Origin of the sequence: Caenimonas sp. SL110 (assembly GCF_001044395.1) — a bacterium.
Taxonomy (GTDB): Bacteria; Pseudomonadota; Gammaproteobacteria; order Burkholderiales; family Burkholderiaceae_C; genus Ramlibacter.
Map to the genome: position 1 here is coordinate 43,167 of NZ_JANU01000022.1, position 23,069 is coordinate 66,235.

The window sequence follows — 23,069 nt, forward strand, 5'->3', positions numbered from 1 at the left end:
GCCTTGCTCATGCCGGGCTCCTGGCGTTCAGCGCCGCCTGTGCGTGCGCAATGTCGGAGAACGGCTGCTTGACGCCTGCGACTTCCTGATAGTCCTCGTGGCCCTTGCCCGCCAGCAGGATCACGTCGTTGGGGGCCGCTTGCGCAATGGTCTGTGCAATCGCCAGCGCACGATCGACCTGCACTTCCACGAAGCGCTCGGGTGTGAAGCCCACGACGATCTGGCCAATGATGGCTTCGGGCACTTCGCTGCGCGGGTTGTCGCTGGTCACGACGATGCGGTCGGCGTTTTGCGCCACGACCGCAGCCATCAACGGGCGCTTGCCCGGATCGCGGTCGCCGCCGCAGCCGAAGATGCACCAGAGCTGTCCGCCGCGTTGCTGCGCCATGGGCTTGAGCGCCTGCAGCGCCTTGTCGAGCGCATCGGGGGTGTGGGCATAGTCCACGGCAACGACAGGCTTGCCGGCTTCGCTCAACCGCTCCATGCGGCCGGGCACGGGCGAGAGGTTGCCGCAAGCCGCAATCGCATCGGCCAGCGTGACGCCGACCGCGCGCATCGCGGCGATCACGCCCAGCAGGTTGGACACGTTGTACTGGCCGATCAATTGCGTGCGCAGCTCGTGCGTCTGCACGCCTTCGGCCACCGTGAAGCGCAAGCCGCCCTGCTCATAGCCGATGTCGCGTGCCACCAGGCGTGCAGGCTCGATGACGGAAACCGTCCACAGGTCGATCGATTCGTCCAGGGAGGGGGCGAGTTCCTTGCCCTTGTCGTCGTCGATGTTGACGACTGCGGCACGCAAGCCGGGCCATGCAAAGAGCGCCGCCTTGGCATCCCAATAGGCCTGCATGGTGCCGTGGTAGTCGAGGTGGTCCTGCGTGAAGTTGGTGAAGATCGCCACGCGGATACGCGTGCCGTCCATGCGACGCTCGACGATGCCCACCGACGATGCCTCGATGGCGCAGGCCTTCACGCCCTCGTCAACGAAGCGGCGGAACTGGCCCTGCATCAGCACGGGGTCTGGTGTGGTGAGGCCGTTGAATTCGATGTGGGGTGGACGGCCGATGCCCAAGGTACCGATCACCGCGCAAGGGATCGCAGTGGTGCGCAGGTTTGTCAGCGCCTGGGCAAGCCACCAGGCAGTGGAGGTCTTGCCATTGGTGCCGGTCACTGCCAGCACATCGAGTTCGCGCGTCGGGTGGTTGTAGTACTCGGCTGCAATGTCACCGCAAGCCGCCTTGAGCTGCGGGTAGGCGGCGATGGAATCGCTTTCGAAGACGAAGGGCTCGACACCTTCTTTCTCGACGAGGCATGCCACAGCCCCCTGCGCGAGCGCCGCATGCACATGGCTGCGGCCGTCGGTCGCGGCGCCCGGCCATGCGATGAAGCCATCACCGGCGCGCACCTTGCGGCTGTCGCATTGCAGCGTGCCGGTCACGCGTGCGCGCAACCAGCGTGCGGCTTCAACGGGGCTGTGAAGATCGATCATCAGAACGACTCCTCCACCGCGTTGACCACGATCTGCGGCTTCACATTCATGTCGGGCTGGACCCCGAGCATGCGCAAGGTCTGCTGCACGGTGCTGCTGAAAACAGGCGCCGCCACATCGCCGCCAAAGTACTTGCCGCCGCTCGGCTCATCGATCATCACCGCGACCACGATGCGCGGCTTGTCCACCGGCGCAATGCCCACGAAGAAGCCGCGATATTTCTTGTCAGCGTAGCCCTTGCCCTCTTGCTTGTGCGCAGTGCCGGTCTTGCCGCCGACCGAGTAGCCCATGGTCTGCGCCTTGGGCGCGGTGCCGCCATTGATGGTGGCCAGGTGCAGCATGTGGCGCACGTCCTGCGCGGTCTTGGGCTCCATCAGGCGCACGCCGGCAACGTTGTCCGCAGCCTTCATCATGGTTGCGGGCACCAGCTCGCCGTCGCGCGCGAACACGGTGTAGGCACGCGCGAGCTGGAAGAGACTCGTGGACAGGCCGTAGCCGTAGCTCATCGTCGCCTGCTCGATCGGGCGCCATGTCTTGTGGGCACGCAGCCTGCCGCTCACGGCGCCAGGGAAGGGCACTTGCGGTTTCTGCCCGAAGCCGACGTGCGAATACATCTCCCACATTTCGCGCGGCTGCATCTGCATGGCCAGCTTCACCGTGCCGACGTTGCTCGACTTCTGGATGACCTGGTTGACGGTGAGCGCGCCATGCGGATGGGCGTCGCTGATGGTCGAGCCGCCGATGGTCAGGCGACCCGGCGCGGTCTGTATGGTCGTCTCGGGGGTGACCATTCCTTTTTCGAGCGCGAGCGCTGCGATGAAAGGCTTCATCGTCGAGCCCGGCTCGAACGTATCGGTCAGCGCGCGGTTGCGCAGTTGCGCGCCCGACAGGTTCTGGCGCTTGTTCGGCACGTAGCTCGGGTAGTTGGCCAACGCCAGCACTTCGCCGGTCATGGCGTCCAGCACAACCACGCTTCCGGCCTTGGCCTTGTGTTCGATCACCGCATCGCGCAGCTTCTGGTAGGCGAAGAACTGCACCTTGCTGTCGATGGACAGCTGCAGGTCGCGGCCGTCCACCGGCTTGACCTGCTCGCCCACGTCTTCCACCACGCGTCCCAGCCGGTCCTTGATGACGCGGCGCGAACCCGCGCGGCCGGCGAGTTCCTTGTTGAAGGCAAGCTCCATGCCTTCCTGGCCGATGTCCTCGACGTTGGTGAAGCCCACGACGTGCGCGGCCGCTTCGCTTTCGGGGTACTGGCGCTTGTATTCCTTGCGCTGGTAGATGCCCTTGATGTCGAGCGCGGTGATCTGCTTTGCCGCGTCTTCGTCGATCTGCCGCTTGAGCCACACAAAATTCTTGTCTTCGTCTTCGAGCTTCTTTTCGAGCTCGGGCAAGGGCATTTCAAGCAGGGCAGCCAGGCGCTTGAGTTTGGCCGGGTCGCGCTCGACATCTTCGGGAATCGCCCAGATGCTGGGAGCCGGAACGCTGGTGGCCAGCAACAGGCCGTTGCGGTCGAAGATGCGGCCGCGATTGGCGGGCAACTCGAGCGTGCGGGCAAAGCGCACTTCGCCCTGCTTCTGGAAGAACTCGTTGGCAAACACCTGGATCCAGGCAGCGCGGCCCGCCAGCGCGAGAAAGCCCACGGCAATGGCCGCGACGATGAACTTGCTGCGCCAGACCGGCGTCTTGCTCGCCAGCAACGGGCTGGACGTGTAGGCGAGGCTGCGGCCGCGGCTGCTCACTGGGCACCTGCCTTGGGCGAAGAAGCCCGCACGTACTGCGTGATGGCCGGTGAGGCCGTGCGCATCTGCAGTTGTTCCTTGGCGATCTTTTCCACGCGAAGGGGCGTGGCCTGGCCGCGCTTTTCGACCTGCAGGCGCTCATGCTCGAGTTCGAGCTTGCGCGCTTCGGTGTTGGTGCGATCGAGCTCGGTGAACAGGCGGCGCGACTCGTACTGCGTGCGCACGAGGTAGAGCGCGCTCGCGATGATGGCGACCAGCAAGATGATGTTGATCCGCGTCACGCCTGCGTCCTCTCGGCCACGCGCATGATCGCGCTGCGCGAGCGCGGGTTGGCGCTGACTTCGGCTTGCGGGGTCTTGACCCGATCGAGCGCGCGCAGCTTCATGGCTTTTGGCTCTGCAAAAGGCGCGCGACGGTCGAACACCTCGCGCGAATTGGCGGCGATGAACTGCTTGACGATGCGATCTTCAAGCGAATGAAAGCTGATCACGACAAGCCGGCCATGAGGTTGCAGGAGGTCCAAGCTAGCCTCTAGCGCCTGTTGCAGCTCTTCAAGCTCGGCGTTGATGAAAATCCGAAGAGCCTGAAATGTGCGCGTTGCAGGGTCCTGGCCCGGCTCGCGGGTTTTGACCGTACCAGCCACGAGCTGGGCCAGTTCACTTGTGGTTGCAAGAGGGCCCCGCTCCTGTCGGCGAGCAACAATCGCCTTTGCAATCTGAACAGCAAACCGTTCTTCGCCATAGTCACGAATCACCTCCGCGATCTGCCCGGCCTCGGCCGTGGCAAGCCAGTCGGCCACGCTCTCGCCGCGCGTGGTGTCCATCCGCATGTCCAGCGGGCCGTCGCCGCGAAATGAAAATCCGCGTGCCGGGTTGTCGATCTGCGGCGAGCTCACGCCCAGGTCCATCAGGATGCCGGCCGCGCTCTGGGGCGGCAGTTCGCCCATGTGGGCAAAGCCCTCGTGCCGGATCGAAAAACGCGGGTCTGAAATCTTTTGCGCCTCTGCAATGGCATCGAGGTCCTTGTCGAACGCGATCAGGCGCCCGTGGGGCCCGAGCTTCGACAGGATGAGGCGCGAGTGCCCACCGCGCCCGAACGTGGCGTCGATGAAGGTTGCATCCGGCTTGGTGACTGCAGCGCCGAAGAGGGCTTCGACTGCTTCGTTCAACAAGACGGTGGTGTGTGTCCATGTGGGGTCCACCGTCTTCTTTCAGAATGAAAAATCCCTGAAGACGTCGGGCATCGCACCCTGCATCGCCTCCGCTTCCTTGGCCTCGTACTTCGCCTTGTCCCAGAGTTCGAAGTGGTTGCCCATGCCCAGCAGCATGGTTTCCTTCTCTATCTGGGCCGCTGACCGCAGTTCGGGGGAGATCAGCACGCGCCCTGTGCCGTCGAGCTCCATGTCCATCGCATTGCCCAGGAAGATTCTCTTCCACCACTGCGCATCCATGGGTAACGCAGCGAGCCGTTCACGAAATTTTTCCCACTCGGGCCGGGGGAAAATCATGAGGCAACCGTGGGGGTGCTTGGTGATGGTGAGCTGGTTGTTCGCGGTCGCTCCCAGGACGTCACGATGCCGGGTCGGCATGGAGAGCCGGCCTTTGCCATCGAGACTGAGAGACGAGGCGCCTTGGAACACTTTTGCGAGCCCTAACTACGAGAAAAGCGCAATCAGCGGGGTGCGAAGGCACGATTCACCACTTAATTGCACTTTTTTGCACTGTAGCAGGAAAACTCAACCACGCAAGATGGCTTGCATGGTGATTTTTACAATGAAATCAAGGACTTAGGCGGCATCCTTGAATCGATTTGCAGCAAAAAATCGTTCTAAATTAAGCACTTAGCGATAGCTGTGCAAGTGATACGTGAGCCCCAACTACTGTGTGAGCGGTTGTGAGGCAGGGCTGGAGTATGGAACTGGGCCAACGGCTGAGTTTTTAATTTGCCACAATGCCATGCGCATCCTCATTTATCTATTCATTTTTTTATTCTTCACTGTAGCATTACCCAGAAATATCCATTCACAAATTGCGCATGACGGACACTGCCCTGACCGACCGCGTCCGGCAAGCGATGAAGGCGGCCGGCGCTGCCCGCTCTGCCGAGTTGCAGGACATCTGCCAGGCGAGCCAGCCATCGATCTCCCGTGCCCTCGCGCCTTTGCTCGCTGCCGGCGAGGTCTTGCGCATTGGCCGCGCGCGGTCGCAGGCCTATGTCATGCCCCGGCTGGTGGATGGAATTGGCGGCTCGGCGCTGGTGCCGGTCATGCGCGTGGACGAACTCGGCGAGGTGACCCCCTTCGGCACGCTGATTCCCGTGACTGGCAGCCGCTACTGGATGGAAGAGGAAGGCGGTGCAGGCAGTCTTCACGCGGGCCTGCCGTGGTTCATCACGGACATGCGTCCCCAGGGGTTTCTGGGCCGCGCCTTCGCGCAAGCCCATCCGCAATTGCAGCTCGCGGCAAACCCCGATCACTGGACCGACGACGACGTACTCAAGGCCCTGTGCGCCGCTGGAAGCGACCTTCCCGGCAACCTGCTCGTGGGCGCCGCATCGTTCGACCGATTCCTGCAGGCGCAGCCGCCCGAACGCGTTGAGAGCAAGCAGTTTCCCGATCTCGCAGATGCAGCCATGCGCGGTGCACTACCCGGCTCGTCGGCAGGGGGGGAGCAGCCGAAGTTCTGCGTCGTCGGCAGCGCTGGAAAACCGGTGATCGTGAAGTTTTCACCAGCGGGCGAGTCGGCTGTCGAAGTGCGATGGCGCGACCTGCTCATTTGCGAACACATCGCGCTGGAAACGCTGGGCCAGGGCGAGGTAGAGGCCGCACGATCGACGCTGTCGTCAGCCAGGGGACGCGCCTTCCTGGAGATTGAGAGATTTGATCGCACGGCCAACGGCCGTATCGGCATGGTCTCGCTGCTGGCCTATGACGCGGAACATATCGGCCAGATGGACAACTGGGCAGCGACCGCGACGCGCATGGCATCGCGCAACCTGCTGCAGGACGCCGATGCGGACAGGCTGAAACTGCTGGAAGCGTTTGGTCGCCTGATCGGCAACACCGACCGGCACTATGGAAATATCTCGCTGCTCATTCGCAGCGGTTCGTGGTCGCTGGCCCCAGCCTACGACATGCTGCCGATGATCTACGCGCCGATCAACGGCGAACTCATCGAGCGGGATTTCGATCCTGCGGCGCTGCGACCCACCGTCGACACATTGCGCCAGTGGACGCAGGCGGTGGACCTGGCCCTGCGCTACTGGAAGGCGCTGGCCAAAGACAAGCGCCTGTCACCCGGGTTTCGGTCGCGCTGTGCGCTGCACGCCGGGCAGCTCGCAGCAGCGAACTGAACCGTCAAAGGATGTAGCGCGACAGGTCTTCGTTGTGGCTGAGCTCGTGCAGCCGCGTGTCGACATAGTTGGCATCGATGCGCACCGTCTGTCCGCTGAGCTTTGCCGCATCGAAACTCACTTCATCGAGCAGCCTTTCCATCACGGTTGCGAGCCGTCGCGCGCCGATGTTCTCGGTGCGCTCGTTCACCTGGAAAGCGATGTACGCCAGGCGCGTGATCGCATCGGGCGCGAACTCGAGCGTGACGCCTTCGGTTGCCAGCAGTGCCTGGTATTGCTTGACCAGCGAAGCGTGCGTCTGCGTGAGGATGGCCTCGAAGTCCTGCACCGAAAGCGACTGCAGCTCGACGCGAATCGGCAGGCGCCCCTGCAACTCGGGGATGAGATCACTGGGCCGCGAGAGATGGAATGCGCCACTGGCGATGAACAGGATGTGGTCGGTGCGCATGGGGCCGTACTTGGTGGACACCGTGGTGCCTTCGACCAGCGGCAGCAGGTCGCGCTGCACGCCCTGGCGCGACACCTCAGCGCCACCGCCTTCGCCGCCGATGCTGCGCGATGCGACCTTGTCGATTTCGTCGATGAAGACGATGCCGTTCTGCTCTGCGTTGTGCAACGCAGCGGTGCGGATGTCGTCTTCATTCACCAGCTTGGCCGCCTCTTCGTCGACGAGGAGTTTCATCGCCTCGCCGATCTTGAGCTTGCGCGTTTTCTGCTTGCCGCCGCCGAACTGGCTGAACATGCCGCGCAACTGTTCGGTCATGTCTTCCATGCCGGCAGGGCCCATGATCTCCAGCTGCTGGCGCGCCTCGGCCAGGTCGATTTCGATGTCCTTGTCGTCAATCGACCCTTCACGCAACTTCTTGCGGAAATTCTGGCGCGCGACGCCCTCGCCTGCCGCATCGTCACTGCGTTGCAGCGGAACCAGCACGTTGAGAATTCGCTCCTCGGCCGCGTCTTCGGCGCGGCTGCGCACCTTGCGCATCTCGGTCTCGCGGGTCTGCTTCACCGCGATTTCGGCGAGGTCGCGGATGATCGAATCCACGTCCTTGCCGACATAGCCGACTTCGGTGAATTTCGTGGCTTCGACCTTGATGAACGGCGCATCGGCCAGCCGCGCGAGACGACGCGCGATCTCGGTCTTGCCGACACCGGTCGGTCCGATCATGAGAATGTTCTTGGGCGTGATTTCCACGCGCAGCTTGTCCTCGACCTGCTGGCGGCGCCACCGGTTGCGAAGGGCAATGGCGACTGCGCGCTTGGCAGCCGACTGACCGACGATGTGGTTGTCGAGTTCGGAGACGATTTCTTGCGGCGTCATGGAAGACATATCAGCCCCCACTTCGCGCCTTGGGGCGGCCTGGCGTCGCTCATCAAAGCTCCTCCACGGTGTGCTGCATGTTCGTATAGATGCAAAGCTCGCCAGCGATCTCCAGCGATTTCTTCACGATGTCGCGCGCGCTCAGTTGCGTGTTGTCGAGCAGGGCCTTGGCAGCCGCTTGCGCATACGCGCCGCCCGAGCCGATGGAGATGATGCCGTGCTCGGGTTCGAGCACGTCGCCGTTGCCCGTGATGATGAGCGACGCGTCGGCATCGGCCACCGCCAGCATGGCTTCGAGCTTGCGCAGGACGCGATCGGTGCGCCAGTCCTTGGTGAGTTCGATGGCCGCGCGAACGAGCTGCCCCTGGTGCTTTTCGAGCTTGGCTTCAAAGCGCTCGAACAGCGTGAATGCATCGGCGGTGGCCCCCGCAAACCCGGCCAGCACCTTGTCGTGATAGAGCTTGCGCACCTTGCGTGCCGAGCCCTTGACGACGATGTGGCCCAGGGTCACCTGTCCATCACCGCCAATAGCCACCTGCCAGCGCCCGTTCGCATCCTTGCGGCGCACGCTGACGATTGTTGTTCCATGAAATTGTTCCATCGCAGCCATTTGGGGACGAGCCCTGCAGATTGCAAGGCGTCCGGCCGCACTGCTTTCAGTCCGCGCGGGCCAGCACCCGTGCGTGTTCGCTGATGCCGATCACGTTGAAGAACGCAGCGACCAGGCGATGCACCTCGACGAACTGAACCTGCCGGCCCTCGGACTGGCGGGCCGTCACCCAGTTGAGCAGCGTGCCAGCGGCCGAGAAGTCGATGCGGATCAGGCGGGTGCAGGAGATGATCATCACATCGCCGCCGTGCAGCTTGGCTTCCAGCAGGTCGAAGGCCTCGGTCGCGTCGCCGAGCACCTGGCCGGCCAGCTCGACCGTGGTGATGTTGGTCGACATCATCGAGTGCGCCGCCGATTGGGTGTCACCGTAGCCCATGCTCAGCCCGGAAGACAGCGAATCATGGAACGCCTCTCCGATGATCGTGTGGCCCGCCATGTAGCTGCCGTCGGCCTGCAAGGGCTTGAACTCGCAGCGTGCGCTGTCCCATGACGGCGGCGAGACTTCATACGTGACGCAATAGTCGAGCGCAACGAGCTCGAACTCATCGGGACGGTGCATGACCCGCAGCACTTCCATGCGCAGCTTCCACCACGCTGGATTCACGCCCTTGTCGCCCGAGGGCGTCGCGTTGCGCAGCACACGTTCGAAGTTCTCGGCGCCAATGAAACGCAGCTGCACGGGTTTGGCCGCCCAGCTCGTGAACAGCTTGGTGAGGCCCTCGACGGCCGCCTCATCAATCACGTTGAGCTTGACCCATGACAGGCGCCAGGGTGCGGCCGCCTTGTTGAGCGCGGCGCTCATGGCCACGATGGTCTGCGTGCCAAGGGTGGCAGGGCATGTCCAGTGGGGTGCCTGCTGCGCGGCGCTGGCTGGCGCACTGGCCGGTGCGTTCATGCGCGCGACGGCCTCGGGAATCGAAAACCACTGCGGCGCCGAGCGACCGAAGCGCCCTGCGAAATCAATTGCAGCGCTTTCAAACCGGTCCTGCTGGCCGGTCGCGCGGTAAAGGTCGAACAGGGTCAGCCAGGTCTCATCGTGATCGATCCGTGGGCCGTTGGGACCCAGCACATCCATCAGCCCTGCCTCCGCACCCGCATCGTCACCATTGGCAAAGCGGATCGCCGCCTCCTCGAGTTCGGGGTCATGCGCGAACTCGTCCACGTCGATCGCAAACAGCTTGGACGACGTGAAGCCGTTTGCCATGCTGTCGGCAGACGGTGCACTGGCCGGTACAGAGTGCGGTGAAAACATCGACGGCGGCGAACGCGGCGGTGCAGGCACCGGCACCCGGTTGGACCCCTGGAAAGATGAAGGGGGCTGAGATGCGGCCGCCTGCGACGGCGTTTGCAAAAACGAGGGGGCCACCGATTCCTGCGGAATCGACAGCTGGTTGTCCATCAGCGGCAGGTCTGCTTCCTGGGTGGGCGCCTCATAGGCCGCAGCCGAAGCCGACTGCAGCGAGTCATCGGGCTGCCCGGAGTTCAGCGCATTGCGCGCCGCAGCTTCCAGCTCCTGGGGCGATGTCTTGTTGTACGCCGTCGAGCGAAGCGGCGCACCGGGCGCCTGCCGTCCTGCTTCACCCATGGAGGAAACGGGGAAGTTCGTGCTGCTGCCAGCGCGGGTGGACGCGTCGCCATGCTTGGTCTTCCACCATTGCATGGACATCTGTGCTTCGATCTCGTCGATCTTCTTCAGTGTCGTGGCCCTGTCGTCCGGCTTGGACGGCATGGAACTCTGGAAGAAAGATGGACGTGCGGCGGGGTCCTGTCCGGCCATGACTTCGCTGCGCCGCATCTTGCGCAGCATGTCGAACTCACGCTTGCGCACGAAGTCGTTACGCCGCTTGCGCTCGATCATCTCCTTGAGCATCTGCTTGGAGTACGAGCTCTCGCGGTCGGCCTCTTGCTGGTCGAGGTCGGCCCAGTTCGTCGTCGGGTTCTTGACGAACTTCACCACCTTCGACAACAGGCCGGCGTTTTCGTCCTTCGACATGGCTATAGGTAGGGCGTAACTTTACGGGACGGGTTCACACGCATATCTTCGCAGGACATTGTGCACGTCCGGCAAAGGCCTCGGTCTAGTCCCCGAACATCTTCTGCTTGAGCTCTCGGCGCTGTTGCGCTTCAAGGGAGAGAGTGGCGGTCGGACGTGCCAGCAGGCGGCCAACGCCGATCGGCTCGCCCGTCTCGTCGCAATAGCCATAGTCACCCGCATCGATGCGCCCAATGGACTGCTCGATCTTCTTGAGCAGCTTGCGCTCGCGGTCGCGCGTACGCAGCTCAAGTGCGTGCTCTTCCTCGATGGTGGCGCGGTCGGCCGGGTCAGGAACGATGACGGTGTCTTCGCGCAGGTGCTCGGTGGTCTCGCCGGCGCTGGCCAGGATCTCGTTCTTGAGCACCGTCAGCTTCAGGCGAAAGAACGCCATCTGCTTTTCATTCATGTACTCCGTGTCAGGCATGGCCATGACTTCGGCATCGGTGAGTTCAGCGGCGGACTTGGTCTTCCAGTTGTTCGCGAGCTTGGGATCTTTTTTGACCGCCAGGATCGGCGGGGGAGTCAGAACAGTGTCGGCCATTGTTTGTATGTAACTTGCTTTGGCGGCTGTGGAGGCCACGGATTGCGCCATGGATGGCACCGTGATCTGCGCGAGCCGCGCTGATGGTTTGGTTGCCCGGGCCGGTTCCTGCGCCGTCGTGGCCGCGTCGGGACGCGGTGGCATGACGCGCGAATGAACCGCCACAGGTGTCGCCGCTGGTGTCACCGCCTTTGCCGTCTTGTCGACGGCCTTTGCGGAAACGACAGGACTTGCGGCAGCGGCCTTGGGCTTGCTGGTGGCCGGCGCCGTGGCTGCCGCTGGGGCTGCCTTGGGCGACGGATCGGGTTTCTTGTTGGCAGGCTTTGTCACCGGGGCGGCTGCCTTTTTTGCAGGGGGAGAAACTTTCTTGGCCGCCGGGGGGACGGGTTTGGGTGCGGATTTTGCCGCTGGCTTCGGTGGCGCCTTGACAGCCTTGACGGCTGGTTTGGCTGCGGGCTTGGCCGCCTTCTTCGCCGGTGGTTTCGCCGCCGCTTTCACGGCTGGCTTTGCAGCCGGTTTTGTCACTGCCTTGGTCGCTGCCTTGGTCACTGACCTGGTTTTTACTGCCGGCTTTGAAGCCTTGGTCGAAGCTTTCACTTCCTGTCTCCTCGCATCCACAGCCGCGGCATGGCCCTGCCCCTGGTCCGCGGTTGTTCCTCTGTGTGATGCCCTGTCGCTTTCATGAGAGCGAGTTATACCCTGATTGTTGGGCACATGGCCCTCCCGGTTGGGGTTTTCACCCCCGGTCCCGGTTCGCGCGGTGCCAAATGGAAATCCCATCAGTTGCAGAATCGAGACAATCATCGGGGCCACGCCCTCGCTTGTTTTTGGAAGGCGCTAGCCTAACTCAAAGAAGGCACTGTTCCAGGCCCTGGAGGAAGATATCTTTGGGCAGGTCGATTCCGATGAAAACCATCTTGCTGTTGGGCTTCTCGCCGTCGGCCCACTTGGGGCCCAGATCGCTGCCCATGAGCTGGTGCACACCCTGGAAGATGACCTTGCGCTCGGTGCCGTTCATGAACAGCACCCCCTTGTAGCGCAGCATCTTGGGGCCGTAGATATTGACGATGGCCCCCAGAAAGTCCTCCAGCCGCGCCGGGTCGAAGGCCCGATCGGACTTGAAGACAAAGCTCTTGACGTCGTCGTCATGGTGGTGATGGTGGCCATGTCCCTCGTGCGCATGCGAGGGGTGATCGCAGTTCTCGCCATGTTCATGGTCGTGACCATGGGCATGGTCGTGGCCGTGGTCGTCCGCTTCTTTCAGGAAGTCAGGGTCGATGTCGAGCTTGGCATTGAGGTTGAAGCCGCGCAGGTCGAACACCTCGCTCAGCTTCACGTCACCGAAATGGACGGCCCGTTGCGGCGCGCGCGGGTTCATGTGTTTCAGGCGGTGGATGAGCGCGTCGACTTCATCCTTGGCAACCAGGTCGGTCTTGCTGATGAAGATCTGGTCGGCGAAGCCCACCTGGCGGCGCGCTTCCTGCCTCTCGTTGAGCTGCTCGGCTGCGTGCTTGGCGTCGACCAGGGTCAGGATGGAGTCAAGAAGGTAGGTCTCGGCAATCTCGTCGTCCATGAAAAACGTCTGGGCGACCGGGCCCGGGTCGGCCAGACCGGTTGTCTCGATGACCACGCGATCGAAATCCAGCAGGCCCTTGCGCTTTTTCTCGGCCAGGTCGCGCAGGGTTTCGCGCAGGTCTTCGCGGATCGTGCAGCAGATGCAGCCATTGCTCATCTGGATGATCTGCTCTTTCGATTCGGTCACCAGGATGTCGCTGTCGATGTTTTCTTCGCCGAATTCGTTTTCGATCACGGCAATCTTCTGGCCGTGCGCCTCGGTCAGCACCCGCTTGAGCAGCGTCGTCTTGCCCGAGCCGAGAAAGCCGGTGAGGATGGTGGCGGGGATAAGGCTCATGGGTACTCCTTGGGGAACCGGGTAGTTTATGAGGTCACTGGACTTTCTTCAGGACCACCAGGCCTTTGAGGTACTCCCCTTCCGGGAATTCCAGCGTCATCGGGTGATCCGGCGCGCCGCCCAGCCGCTCGGTGATGAAGCCGTCCACGCCCGCATCCGCGCCAGCAGACGCCACGATCTTGTGGAACAGGTCGGCACTGATGCCCCCGGAGCACGAATAGGTAAAGAGCACGCCACCGGGCTCCAGCAGCTTGAAGGCCAGGCGGTTGATGTCCTTGTACGCGCGGGCCGCGCGCTCGGCGTGCGCTGCCGTGGGAGCCAGCTTGGGTGGGTCCAGGATGATCGCGTCGAACGTGCGCCCCTCCTCGATGAAGCGCCGCATGGAGCCATTCACATCGGCGTCCATAAAGTCCGTGCGCGCGGCGTCGAAGCCGTTCAGGGCGACGTTGGCGGCGGCCCGCTCCAGTGCCGGCGCCGATGAGTCGATCGAGGTGACGTGGGCCGCTCCGCCCGACAGGGCCGCAACGGTGAATCCGCCCGTGTAGCAGTAGCAATTGAGGACGCGCTGGAACTGAAGGCGCCGGGTGTGGGCCGCGAATTTCGCGCGGCTGTCACGCTGGTCCAGGTAGAAACCTGTCTTGTGACCGGTTGCGATGTCGAGCGTGAGCTTCCAGTCGTGCTCAGTGATGGTGAGTTGCGTCGGACCCTCGCCGCGCAGCCATCCCGCCGCCGGCTGGAGCCCTTCGAGCGCGCGCGAGCTGGTGTCCGACCGCTCATAAAGCCGCGTCAGACCGGTGGCCGCGAGCAGCGCGTCGGCCAGCACCGGCTTGAAGCGCTCGGCGCCTGCCGACAAAAACTGCGCCACCAACGTGTCCGCATAACGATCGACGATCAGCCCCGGCAGCCCGTCCGATTCACCGTGCACCAGCCGCATCGAGTCGCTCTGGATGTCCAGTCGCGTCCTCGCACGCACGGCCGTTTGCACCCGCTGCGCCAGGAAGGCTGCATCGATGCGCTGCGCTTCGTCAAAGCTCCAGACCCGCGCACGGATTTTCGACTCGGGGCTGAAAGACGCCCAGGCCAGGAATTCACCCTTGGCCGAATCGATGCGCACGGTCTCACCTGCGTCGCCCCCACCCTTGGCAATGGCCGAGTCGAACACCCAGGGATGGCGGCGCTGCAGCGAGCGCTCCTTGCCTTCACGTAGCCGTATTGATTTCATCTGCGTATTGTCGGGCGCGCGACCAAACACCGGTTCGGCGCAGAGCACAATGGCGCCCCGAGGAGAAATTCATCCATGTGTTTCCATTCCGGCTGCCTGCGTTGGGTGGCCGCTTTTCTGATGGCAGTCCTGATGTCGGCCCCTGCGCTGGCGCGAACGACGCTCGACCTCGATTCCGCCAACCAGCCCATTGCGCTGCTGGATTGGGGCGATGCGTGGATCGACGCGACCGGCATGGCCAAGGCCGATGCCATCGCCACCAACGCGTCCTTGCCCTGGGAGCCGACGCGCATGGCCGCGGTGTATCCGCTTGCCACCGGCAAGGCCCTGTGGGTGCGATTCACGGTCCCGCCCGCGCCTGACGCCGAGCGCTGGTATCTTGAGATCCCGTATCCATCGGTCAATCGGGTCACGCTCTATTCGCCTGACAGCGTAGGCCAGTGGATCGCGCAGACCGCCGGGGATTCGCTGCCGGTTGCCGAATGGCCGGTGCCGCATCGCCATCCCCTGTTGCCGATACAGGTGTCAGCCGAGACGCCCCGCAGCTACCTGCTGAAAATCGAGAATTCCCATAGCTACAGCGCGCCCTTGATGTTCGTGAGCGAAAGCTACCTGAGCCGCAGCGAGCAACGAACATCGCTCATTCTCGGAATCTATTTCGGGCTGGCCGGACTGGCCGTCGCAGTGGCCCTGCTGAGCGCGATCTCGCTGCGCGACAAGGCGTACGCGTTCTATGCGCTCAGCGTGGCACTGATGGCGCTCAGCCAGGCGGCGATGACCGGTATTGGCGGGCTTCACCTGTGGCCCCGGTCGGCCTGGTGGAACGATCTGTCTCCGATGCTGCTGCCGGTGCTGACGGTGGGTGCAACGATCTGGTTCTTCGCCGAAGCCGTTTCCATTGCCGAGCGTTCGCGCCGCCTGCACCTTGGAATGGTGGCGCTGTCGCTGCTGGCGATCCTTGCCGCCGCTGCCATCGTCTTTGTGGAAGCTTCGCACCGCTTCCGGATCATGGTGCCGTACGTCGTCATCGCGATCTCCGTAGCGCTGGCGATCATTGTCTGGGCGGCGAGCCGCGGGGACCGCTACGCGATGTGGCTGCTGCTGGGCATGGTGCCGGTGGTCCTGGGCTCGCTGGGTCCGATCTTGCGCGTGGCGGGCGTGATTCCGGCCAGTTTCTGGACAGCGCATGGCATGCAGATCGGCATCGCCATCGAGCTGCCAGTGCTGCTGGTCGTGCTGATGTTGCGAAGCCAGCAGCGCCGCGAACACAACCGGCGCATACAGGGCCTGGACCGCATCGATCCGGCAACGGGTCTCATCAACGGGCAGGTGTTCAGGGAAAGGCTGGTGCGCATGATGCTGCGTGCGCAACGCCTGAAGTACCAGAGCGCCGTGATGCTGATCGACGTCGTGAACATCGAGCAGGTGCGGCGCGACTTCGGCCCGCGCGACGCGGCCGAGTTGCCCTTGCAGGTGGCCGGCCGCCTGCTGTCGGCGGCGCGCGAAATCGACGGTGTGGCGCGGCTGTCGGACCTGCGGTTCGGCATGCTGATCGAGGGGCCCCTCAATGCCGAAGACGCGGCTTCGGCAGGCCCGCGCATCGTCGCCCGGTGCCTGATGCCGTTCAAGAACAAGCCCGTGGAATGGGTGGCTCAGGTGCGCGTGGCGCAGACGATGGTGCCACCCGATCGCGGCGACGCCGACACAGTGTTGGCGCGGCTCGAAGCGCTGCTCGCGGCCGTCCCGGCGGACAGCAAGCGCGCGGTGTTCACCATCAGGTAATGCTCATTTGCCCTTGCGCTGCGCCCGCGGATGCGCGGCGTCATACGCCTTGGCCAGGTGCTGGAAGTCAAGTCGCGTGTAAACCTGCGTCGTGGTGATGTTGGCGTGCCCCAGCAGTTCCTGCACGGCACGCAAGTCGCCACTCGACTGCAGCATGTGGCTCGCAAACGAATGCCGCAGCATGTGCGGATGTACCGGCGTGGAGAGACCTGCGAGCAAGCTCCTGCGCTTGAGTCGCTGCCAGATCGACTGCGCGGTCAGACGCGTGGAATTGCGTCCGATAAAAAGCGCAGGCTGGTCTGCCTTGGCTTGTTGGTTGCGCACGGCGAGCCATTGACCAAGGGCCTGCGCCGCCTTGCTGCCGACCGGCACACTGCGCCGCTTGCCGCCCTTGCCGAGCACATGGGCCTCCTGCGCCTGGAGGTCGACCCAGCCACGCGCCGCCGTGCTCGCGAGCACATCGAGCCCCACCAGTTCACCCACCCGCAACCCGCACCCATAAAGAAGCTCGACGATGGCCGCATCGCGCGCGTCGAGCCAGGGGTCGCCCGTCTCGTCGCTGAAATCAGCCAGCTGCACCGAGTCATCGACGGCCAGCGCCTTGGGCAAGGGCTTGGGTGCTTTCGGCGCGCGCACATCAACCACCGGATTGCTGTCAACCAGCCCCTGACGCCCCAGCCACACGTAAAACCCGCGCCATCCCGACAGGATGAGCGCAATGCCCCGTCCGCTGCGCCCTGCCCCATGCATCTGCGCGACCCAGCGGCGAATGTGGGTGTTTTGGACTTGCTGCAAAGCGACACCTGCGGCCACGGCGTTGTCGGTGAGCTTGTGCAGATCGAGCGAGTAAAGCTCGACCGTGCGCGCCGCCAGGCGTTTTTCGACCCGCACATGCTCCAGGTATCTGTCGACGAGCGCGGCGTCGTCCACGGCTGATTACCTCGGGCGAAGGCGCATCAGGGCAGCACTGGCAAGCTCGCCGATTCGCTCCAGGAAATCCGTGCCCATGCCGCTCTGGAAGCGCTGCGGGTCGGGCGAGGCGAGCACCAGCATGCCGAAGGCCGGCGCATTGCCGCCCGGGGTGTGCTCTCGTAGCGGAATCAGGGCCAGCGACATCGCCATCGCCGGATCGACAAGCCAGCCGGCCGCCTCGAAGCCGGAGTTCACGCCGCAGTACGGCATGGTCAGCGACGAAGCAAAGGTCCTGGCGTCGTCACTCACGCCTTCGGCAAACACCTCGGCGCCGTAGCGGCTGTCCACATCCCAGACCTTGATGGCGGTCTGGGGCACATGAAACTGTGAGGCGATTTCTGCCGCGATGGTGATCGGAAGTGCGCGTCCGGACTGCACCTGGAACAGGATGCGGGCCCAGCGGTGCAGGCGGTCCGCGATGATCACGTTGTCGTTGCCGTTGCGAACCATGTCCATCAGGCGATGCTCCAGCGCCTTGATCTTCTCGCGCAGCATTTCGGCCTGCCGCTCCTGCAGGCTCACCGCGCGGTTGCCGTGCGGGCTGGTGAGCTGCACGCTGGCGAGCAGCTGGGCGTGGCGCGCAAAAAAGTCGGGGGTGTTCGCCAGGTAATTGGCGATGTCGTCTTCGGTGATCGGATTCATCGCGCTGCCTGCCGTGGATTGAACTGTCATTGATCGGGTACCTCTATTTCGCCTTCAAACACGGTGACGGCCGGGCCCGTCATGAAAACCGGTGCCGTGCCCTGCGGGCCGTCGATGTCACCAGCCCACTCGATTGTGAGCATGCCGCCGTGCGTTTGAACATCGACTCGTGAATCGAGCCGCCCCAGCCGGATGCCGGCCACGACCGCCGCGCATGCGCCGGTGCCGCATGCCAGCGTTTCGCCTGCGCCCCGCTCCCACACCCGAAGCCGGATGTGCGACCGGTCGACCACCTGCATGAATCCCGCGTTGACGCGATTGGGAAACCGCGGATGGTGCTCGACCAGGGGACCCTGGGTCGCCAGCGGCGCAGCGTCGACATCGGCGACCTCCTGCACCGCGTGCGGGTTGCCCATCGACAGGACCGCTACTGAAACGATAGCGGAATCGGCACGCGTGCCGAGCACCAGGTTCCACTTCTCCCACGCGCCGTCTGGCTGCGGCGAGAGTCCGGCCATGTCGAAAGGAATTTTTTGGGGTTCGAACACCGGCGGTCCCATGTCAACGGTCACGCGGCCGTCGGCATGGAGCTGCGGCTCGATCACGCCGGAGAGCGTCTTGACCCGCACGCGGCTTTGCTGGGTGAGACCCTTGTCCGAGACGTAGCGCGCGAAGCAGCGCGCGCCATTGCCGCACTGCTCGACTTCGCCGCCGTCGGCGTTGTGGATCACATATTCGAAGTCGATGCCGGCGCCCGGCGACGGGCGCACCGACAGCACCTGGTCGGCGCCCACGCCAAAGTGGCGGTCAGCCAGAAAGCGGTACTGTGCAGCGCTCAGGCCCAGCGGGCCGCGCGTCTCGTCGAGCACCACGAAGTCGTTGCCCGCGCCCTGCATCTTGGTGAAGCGAATTCGCATGGCGGGATTATCGGGCCTGCGATGGGCGCACACGCCAACTGATGCAGCGCCGCCGCGATAATGCACGGATGGTCCGCCCCACGCAGTTGCTCCACCCCCAACGGGAACCCGCCGCGCCGCGGCCTGCCGCCACTGTGCTGCTCGTTCGCGATACCCATGCGGGTATCGAAGTGCTCATGACGCGCCGCTCAGCTACCGCAAGCTTCGCACCGGGCGCCTACGTTTTTCCGGGTGGCACCATCGACGCCGCCGACGCTCAGGCCCACGCCTTCGCCAGGCGCCGCCCCACACAGGACGACACGCGCCTGACCCAGTCCATTGCCGCGATCCGCGAGAGCTTTGAAGAACTGGGCATCCTGATCGCCCGTCATGCCGATGGTCGCGGGGCGTCAGCCGATGACATCGCTGCGATCGACCGCCACGGACCCTTTGTCCAGCAGTGCGCCGAGCGCGGCCTCATGCTTGCCGCCGACGAAGTCTTTGTGTTCGCGCACTGGATCACCGACCGGGACCTGCCGCGCCGGTTCGACGTGCCTTTTCTCATCGCGCGCATGCCCGAGGGACAGTCGCCCGTTGCCGATGAGTCCGAGCAGTTCGAGCCGGTGTGGGCACGGCCTGCCGATGCGCTCGCTCGCCACGAGGCCGGATCGTTTTTCATGGTTTATCCGACCATCCGAACGCTGGAGCGCCTGGCGAAGTTCGCATCGGTCAAGGACGTGCTCGATGCCTGCGCGAGCGAACAGCCCTTGTGGACGAGTTGCCCACGCGCCGGCATGGTCAGTGGTGTCGACACGCGTTTCATGGAGCACGAGATGCAGTTCGGCGAACTGGCCCTTGTGAGCCCCGACGGCCAGTACGCACACCACCTGGACTGGCGCACCGACGACGCAGTGCAGCTGCTGAAGAACCTGACCCGAATCACCGCGCCCAACCCCGGCGTCATGACCGGCCCCGGCACGAACAGCTACCTCATCGGTGATCCTTCCTCGGGTTACATCGCGATCGATCCTGGCCCCCTGGACCCCGACCACCTGGAGCGCATCTGGCGCACGGCGGGAGGCGATATCCGCATGATCGTGTGCACGCACTCGCATCCCGATCACTCGCCCGGTGCCAAGCCGTTGCAGGCGATGTGCAAGAACAAGCCACCGATCCTGGGGCTCGCGTCACTTCCCACGGCGCGCGCCGCCAGCGAATTCGTGCCGGACAGGCCGCTGGCCGACCGCGAGCGGCTGGTGCTCGAAGGCGGCGGGCAGTCCCACACGCTGGAAGTGATTCACACGCCGGGCCACGCGGCCAATCACCTGTGCCTGGTGATGATTGAAGACGGCTTGCTCATCTCCGGCGATCACGTGCTCAACGGCAGCACCACGGTGGTCGATCCGCCCGATGGCGACATGACCGATTACCTGGAGTCTCTGGACAAGCTCACGGCTGCGTGCGAGATGTACGGCATCGAATTCATCCTGCCCGCGCACGGCCACGTGCTCGGATTCGCGCCGCAGGCGATCGCGCGGCTCAAGTCGCACCGGCTGCAACGCGAGGCCAAGGTCGTCGCTGCGATGCGGGCCAAGCCCCACGCGGGCCCCGAGGAATGGGTGCCGCTTGCGTATGACGACGTGCCTGCGCGCATGTGGCCGGTCGCCAAGCGGTCACTGATTGCGCATGTGCAGCGCATCGAAGCGCTGGGCCTGGCGCATGGCTGAGATCGAACCCATTCGCCTGGCCAAGCGCGTCGCTGCGCAAATGCAATGCTCGCGGCGCGAAGCAGAGCTGTACATCGAAGGCGGCTGGGTGCGCGTCGATGGCAAGCTGGTTGAAGAGCCGCAGGCCCGCGTGGCGCAGTCCCAACTCGTCGAGATTGCCGAAGGTGCGGTCCCTGAATTGCCCGCACCCATCACCTTGCTCGTGCACAAAGCCGCGGGTGTGCCGTACCTGGAAGCGCCCAGCCTGTTGTCGCAGCAAAACCATGCCAATCCCGAAGGCGCCGGTCGCAACCTCACCAAACGCGATTTCGACAAGCTCGAATCATTGATGGAAATGCCTGCGATGGCTCAGGGCCTGGCGGTGTACAGCCAGGACTTTCGCATCGTGCGCAAGCTCACCGAAGACGCCAACGTGATCGAGCAGGAGCTGATCGCCGAGGTCTCTGGAACGATCGCAGAAGGCGGGCTGGAGCGCCTTTGCCACGGCCTCTCGGTTCAGGGCCGGCCTTTGCCGCCCATCAAGGTGAGCTGGCAGAACGAGACAAAGCTGCGCTTCGCGATGAAGGGCATACGCCCCTCGCAGATCAGCTGGATGTGCGGCGAAGTGGGCCTGAAACTCGTGTCGCTCAAACGCCTGCGCATCGGTCGCGTGCCGATGGCCGGGCTTGCGGCGGGGCAGTGGCGATTTCTGGAGGCTGGGGCGCGGTTCTAACGCCACCCGGACGCGAACGGGATGTATCAAAAGTAGATACATCGGCAAAAAAAGTGTGAAGCCCGCCGGTACGCCGGATTTTGTGGCGTGCCTTGCATCTTTCGACGCAAGGCACGTGACCGCCATTACTCTGGGCCGGTTGTCGCCAACCGGCTCGGTGCTACCTACCCGCCAGCTCCCCGGGACACAGGTCAACACTGGCCTACTTGGTATTGCTGCGCGTAGAGATTGCCCGTTTCACCCGGACCCAACCGGCTCGTCTCTGTTGCTCTGATCCTCACCTCACGGTGGACAGCTGTTAGCTGCTACGCTGCCCTATGCAGTCCGGACGTTCCTCCAGTGCGGCCTTTCGGCACTTGCACCAGCGGCGGTCTGGCGAGCTTCACCAGCGGTATTATCCGCGCTCTCCCCCCATTCCATTTGCCTGATCGACACGGGCCCAAGGACATGATCAGACTTTCCGAAATCAAGCTCACGCTTGCGCAGGCCGAAACGCAAGACGCACACCTGCTTGCCGCTGCTGCCGGCGTGCTCAAGATCCCCCCCGCCGACCTCGCCGAGGTCAACGTCTTCAAACGCAGCTTCGACGCGCGCAAAGCCGAACTGCTGGTCGTGTTCATCGTTGATGTGACGCTGGCCGACCCCACACGCGAGCCCGCGCTCCTGGAAAATCTTGCGGGCAATCCGCATGTCGCTGCTACACCCGACATGACCTGGCGCCCTCCGGTCCAGGCGAAAGCGCCTCCGCCCCTCAGACCCGTCGTCGTCGGCTTCGGCCCCTGTGGAATCTTTGCTGCGCTGGTGCTCGCGCAGATGGGGCTGTGCCCCATCGTGCTGGAACGCGGCAAGCCGGTGCGCCAGCGGACCAAGGACACCTGGGGCCTGTGGCGCAAGAATGTGCTCAACCCCGAGAGCAACGTGCAGTTTGGCGAAGGCGGCGCGGGCACGTTCTCCGACGGCAAGTTGTACAGCCAGATCAAGGACCCCCGGTACCTGGGCCGCAAGGTGATGAATGAGTTCGTGAAAGCCGGTGCGCCTGCGGAGATCCTTTACGCCGCGCACCCGCACATCGGCACGTTCAAGCTCGTGAAGGTCGTGGAGAACATGCGCGAACAGATCATCGCGCTCGGTGGCGAGGTGCGATTCGAGCAGCGCGTCACCGATGTGCTGCTGCACAAGGAAGGCGAAACAACTTCGCTGCGCGGACTCACGGTGCTGAACCAGGCCACCGGCGAGACCAGCCAGTTGCGCTGCGACCAGGCCGTGCTCGCGCTCGGCCACAGCTCGCGCGATACCTTTGCGATGCTGCATGAGCGTGGCGTCTTCATGGACGCCAAGCCGTTTTCAATCGGCTTTCGCATCGAGCATCCGCAAAGCGTGATCGACCGCGCGCGATGGGGCCGGCATGCGGGGCATCCGATGCTGGGTGCTGCCGATTACAAGCTGGTGCATCACGCGAGCAATGGACGTTCGGTTTACAGCTTCTGCATGTGCCCGGGCGGCACAGTGGTGGCAGCAACGTCCGAGGCTGGCCGCGTCGTGACCAACGGCATGAGCCAGTACTCGCGCAATGAACGAAACGCGAATGCGGGCATGGTCGTGGGGATTTTTCCGCAGGACTATCCGGGCGGGCCGCTGGCGGGCGTCGAGTTGCAACGGCGACTGGAGTCCAAGGCCTTCGAGCTGGGTGGCGGAACCTACGAGGCACCTGGGCAACTGGTGGGCGACTTCATCAAGGGCCAGGCTTCAGCGGCCCTGGGCAGCGTCGAGCCGTCCTATAAACCGGGCGTCAAGCTTGGCGATCTGCACCAGGCACTGCCTGATTACGCGATCGCCGCGTTGCGCGAAGCCCTGCCCGCCTTCGGCCGCAAGATCAAGGGATTCGACATGCCCGATGCGGTATTGACGGGGGTCGAGACGCGCACCTCATCGCCCCTGAAGATCACGCGGGGCGAGGACTACCAGAGCCTGAATGTGCGCGGGCTGTACCCGGCGGGTGAAGGTGCGAGCTATGCGGGGGGGATTCTGTCGGCTGGCGTTGACGGCATCAGAGTCGGCGAAGCGGTCGCAATTGCCCTGAATTTATCCCCTCCCCCGCTGGGGGAGGGTTAGGGTGGG

19 protein-coding genes and 1 other RNA gene are annotated in these 23,069 nt (G+C 64.0%); 5 read left to right on the plus strand and 15 right to left on the minus strand.

Annotation, left to right across the window (positions count from 1 at the left end; translation table 11 throughout):
• Positions 1 to 7 precede the first annotated feature (7 nt).
• From AQ12_RS12330 to mraZ, 5 genes are read right to left on the minus strand one after another with little or no spacing between them, the layout of a single operon-like run.
• Entirely contained in the window at positions 8 to 1,486 is a 1,479-nt protein-coding gene (locus tag AQ12_RS12330; RefSeq protein WP_048440220.1) for a UDP-N-acetylmuramoyl-L-alanyl-D-glutamate--2,6-diaminopimelate ligase, read from the minus strand.
• Positions 1,486 to 3,228, minus strand: coding sequence for a penicillin-binding protein 2 (locus tag AQ12_RS12335; RefSeq protein ID WP_048440221.1), 1,743 nt, complete (start codon positions 3,226 to 3,228; stop codon positions 1,486 to 1,488). Before AQ12_RS12335 ends, AQ12_RS12330 begins: the two co-directional genes overlap by 1 nt.
• The gene (ftsL, locus tag AQ12_RS12340) at positions 3,225 to 3,509 is read right to left on the minus strand and encodes a cell division protein FtsL (protein ID WP_048440222.1); all 285 of its coding nucleotides are present in this window, start codon (positions 3,507 to 3,509) and stop codon (positions 3,225 to 3,227) included. The genes AQ12_RS12335 and ftsL overlap by 4 nt, the downstream gene beginning before the upstream one ends.
• Positions 3,506 to 4,429, minus strand: a complete 924-nt coding sequence (gene rsmH, locus AQ12_RS12345; RefSeq protein WP_048440223.1) for a 16S rRNA (cytosine(1402)-N(4))-methyltransferase RsmH — start codon at positions 4,427 to 4,429, stop codon at positions 3,506 to 3,508. Before rsmH ends, ftsL begins: the two co-directional genes overlap by 4 nt.
• 9 nt (positions 4,430 to 4,438) lie before the next feature.
• Complete coding sequence (gene mraZ, locus AQ12_RS12350; RefSeq protein WP_048440224.1) at positions 4,439 to 4,867, minus strand: division/cell wall cluster transcriptional repressor MraZ; 429 nt, start codon at positions 4,865 to 4,867, stop codon at positions 4,439 to 4,441.
• Positions 4,868 to 5,262: 395 nt separating this feature from the next.
• Between mraZ and yjjJ the strand changes: the two genes are divergently transcribed.
• A complete protein-coding gene (yjjJ, locus tag AQ12_RS12355; protein ID WP_048440225.1) occupies positions 5,263 to 6,579 on the plus strand; it encodes a type II toxin-antitoxin system HipA family toxin YjjJ in 1,317 nt (438 codons plus the stop codon).
• Positions 6,580 to 6,583: 4 nt separating this feature from the next.
• Here yjjJ and hslU read toward each other — a convergent pair whose 3' ends face one another.
• The 6 genes from hslU to AQ12_RS12385 all read right to left on the minus strand — a co-directional run bounded on the left by hslU (position 6,584) and on the right by AQ12_RS12385 (position 14,220).
• Positions 6,584 to 7,909 carry an ATP-dependent protease ATPase subunit HslU gene (gene hslU, locus AQ12_RS12360; RefSeq protein ID WP_048440241.1) on the minus strand — a complete coding sequence of 442 codons (1,326 nt, stop codon included), beginning with the start codon at positions 7,907 to 7,909 and terminating at the stop codon, positions 6,584 to 6,586.
• 43 nt (positions 7,910 to 7,952) lie between these two features.
• Positions 7,953 to 8,501 (minus strand): ATP-dependent protease subunit HslV, encoded by a 549-nt coding sequence (gene hslV, locus AQ12_RS12365; RefSeq protein ID WP_048440242.1) that lies wholly within the window; start codon positions 8,499 to 8,501, stop codon positions 7,953 to 7,955.
• 55 nt (positions 8,502 to 8,556) lie between these two features.
• Positions 8,557 to 10,503: an STAS domain-containing protein gene (locus AQ12_RS12370; protein ID WP_048440226.1), complete on the minus strand. Its 1,947-nt coding sequence runs from the start codon at positions 10,501 to 10,503 to the stop codon at positions 8,557 to 8,559.
• Positions 10,504 to 10,588: 85 nt separating this feature from the next.
• Positions 10,589 to 11,416, minus strand: coding sequence for an RNA polymerase-binding protein DksA (dksA, locus tag AQ12_RS12375; RefSeq protein WP_082151565.1), 828 nt, complete (start codon positions 11,414 to 11,416; stop codon positions 10,589 to 10,591).
• A gap of 517 nt (positions 11,417 to 11,933) precedes the next feature.
• Positions 11,934 to 12,998, minus strand: a complete 1,065-nt coding sequence (locus AQ12_RS12380) for a GTP-binding protein (protein ID WP_048440227.1) — start codon at positions 12,996 to 12,998, stop codon at positions 11,934 to 11,936.
• Positions 12,999 to 13,032: 34 nt separating this feature from the next.
• Positions 13,033 to 14,220 carry a class I SAM-dependent rRNA methyltransferase gene (locus tag AQ12_RS12385; protein WP_048440244.1) on the minus strand — a complete coding sequence of 396 codons (1,188 nt, stop codon included), beginning with the start codon at positions 14,218 to 14,220 and terminating at the stop codon, positions 13,033 to 13,035.
• A 75-nt stretch (positions 14,221 to 14,295) separates the two neighbouring features.
• Here AQ12_RS12385 and AQ12_RS12390 point away from each other — a divergent pair, with 75 nt between their 5' ends.
• Positions 14,296 to 16,002 carry a 7TM diverse intracellular signaling domain-containing protein gene (locus tag AQ12_RS12390; protein ID WP_053076702.1) on the plus strand — a complete coding sequence of 569 codons (1,707 nt, stop codon included), beginning with the start codon at positions 14,296 to 14,298 and terminating at the stop codon, positions 16,000 to 16,002.
• A gap of 3 nt (positions 16,003 to 16,005) precedes the next feature.
• Here AQ12_RS12390 and AQ12_RS12395 read toward each other — a convergent pair whose 3' ends face one another.
• The 3 genes from AQ12_RS12395 to dapF are packed head-to-tail and all read right to left on the minus strand — an operon-like array spanning position 16,006 to position 18,533.
• The gene (locus AQ12_RS12395) at positions 16,006 to 16,932 is read right to left on the minus strand and encodes a tyrosine recombinase XerC (RefSeq protein WP_048440229.1); all 927 of its coding nucleotides are present in this window, start codon (positions 16,930 to 16,932) and stop codon (positions 16,006 to 16,008) included.
• Between the two features lie 6 nt (positions 16,933 to 16,938).
• Positions 16,939 to 17,646, minus strand: coding sequence for a DUF484 family protein (locus tag AQ12_RS12400; RefSeq protein WP_048440230.1), 708 nt, complete (start codon positions 17,644 to 17,646; stop codon positions 16,939 to 16,941).
• Positions 17,643 to 18,533: a diaminopimelate epimerase gene (gene dapF / locus AQ12_RS12405; RefSeq protein ID WP_048440231.1), complete on the minus strand. Its 891-nt coding sequence runs from the start codon at positions 18,531 to 18,533 to the stop codon at positions 17,643 to 17,645. The genes AQ12_RS12400 and dapF overlap by 4 nt, the downstream gene beginning before the upstream one ends.
• A gap of 68 nt (positions 18,534 to 18,601) precedes the next feature.
• Here dapF and AQ12_RS12410 point away from each other — a divergent pair, with 68 nt between their 5' ends.
• Positions 18,602 to 20,239: an MBL fold metallo-hydrolase gene (locus tag AQ12_RS12410; protein WP_048440232.1), complete on the plus strand. Its 1,638-nt coding sequence runs from the start codon at positions 18,602 to 18,604 to the stop codon at positions 20,237 to 20,239.
• Positions 20,232 to 20,951: an RNA pseudouridine synthase gene (locus AQ12_RS12415; protein ID WP_048440245.1), complete on the plus strand. Its 720-nt coding sequence runs from the start codon at positions 20,232 to 20,234 to the stop codon at positions 20,949 to 20,951. Before AQ12_RS12410 ends, AQ12_RS12415 begins: the two co-directional genes overlap by 8 nt.
• A 53-nt stretch (positions 20,952 to 21,004) precedes the next feature.
• On the opposite strand, the gene rnpB is transcribed toward AQ12_RS12415, so the two are convergent.
• Positions 21,005 to 21,335, minus strand: an RNA gene (gene rnpB / locus AQ12_RS22140) — RNase P RNA component class A.
• Positions 21,336 to 21,398: 63 nt separating this feature from the next.
• Here rnpB and AQ12_RS12420 point away from each other — a divergent pair.
• On the plus strand, positions 21,399 to 23,063 hold the full coding sequence (locus AQ12_RS12420; RefSeq protein ID WP_048440233.1) for an NAD(P)/FAD-dependent oxidoreductase: 1,665 nt from the start codon (positions 21,399 to 21,401) through the stop codon (positions 23,061 to 23,063).
• Positions 23,064 to 23,069 lie beyond the last annotated feature (6 nt).

Coding starts and splice junctions, on each gene's coding strand:
- AQ12_RS12385 (WP_048440244.1), bottom strand. CDS start 14,220: ATGAAATCAATACGGCTACGTGAAGGCAAGGAGCGCTCGCTGCAGCGC.
- AQ12_RS12370 (WP_048440226.1), bottom strand. CDS start 10,503: ATGTCGAAGGACGAAAACGCCGGCCTGTTGTCGAAGGTGGTGAAGTTC.
- AQ12_RS12420 (WP_048440233.1), top strand. CDS start 21,399: ATGATCAGACTTTCCGAAATCAAGCTCACGCTTGCGCAGGCCGAAACG.
- AQ12_RS12330 (WP_048440220.1), bottom strand. CDS start 1,486: ATGATCGATCTTCACAGCCCCGTTGAAGCCGCACGCTGGTTGCGCGCA.
- hslU (WP_048440241.1), bottom strand. CDS start 7,909: ATGTCTTCCATGACGCCGCAAGAAATCGTCTCCGAACTCGACAACCAC.
- hslV (WP_048440242.1), bottom strand. CDS start 8,501: ATGGAACAATTTCATGGAACAACAATCGTCAGCGTGCGCCGCAAGGAT.
- AQ12_RS12400 (WP_048440230.1), bottom strand. CDS start 17,646: ATGACAGTTCAATCCACGGCAGGCAGCGCGATGAATCCGATCACCGAA.
- yjjJ (WP_048440225.1), top strand. CDS start 5,263: ATGACGGACACTGCCCTGACCGACCGCGTCCGGCAAGCGATGAAGGCG.
- AQ12_RS12410 (WP_048440232.1), top strand. CDS start 18,602: ATGGTCCGCCCCACGCAGTTGCTCCACCCCCAACGGGAACCCGCCGCG.
- dapF (WP_048440231.1), bottom strand. CDS start 18,533: ATGCGAATTCGCTTCACCAAGATGCAGGGCGCGGGCAACGACTTCGTG.
- AQ12_RS12390 (WP_053076702.1), top strand. CDS start 14,296: ATGTGTTTCCATTCCGGCTGCCTGCGTTGGGTGGCCGCTTTTCTGATG.
- AQ12_RS12380 (WP_048440227.1), bottom strand. CDS start 12,998: ATGAGCCTTATCCCCGCCACCATCCTCACCGGCTTTCTCGGCTCGGGC.
- AQ12_RS12415 (WP_048440245.1), top strand. CDS start 20,232: ATGGCTGAGATCGAACCCATTCGCCTGGCCAAGCGCGTCGCTGCGCAA.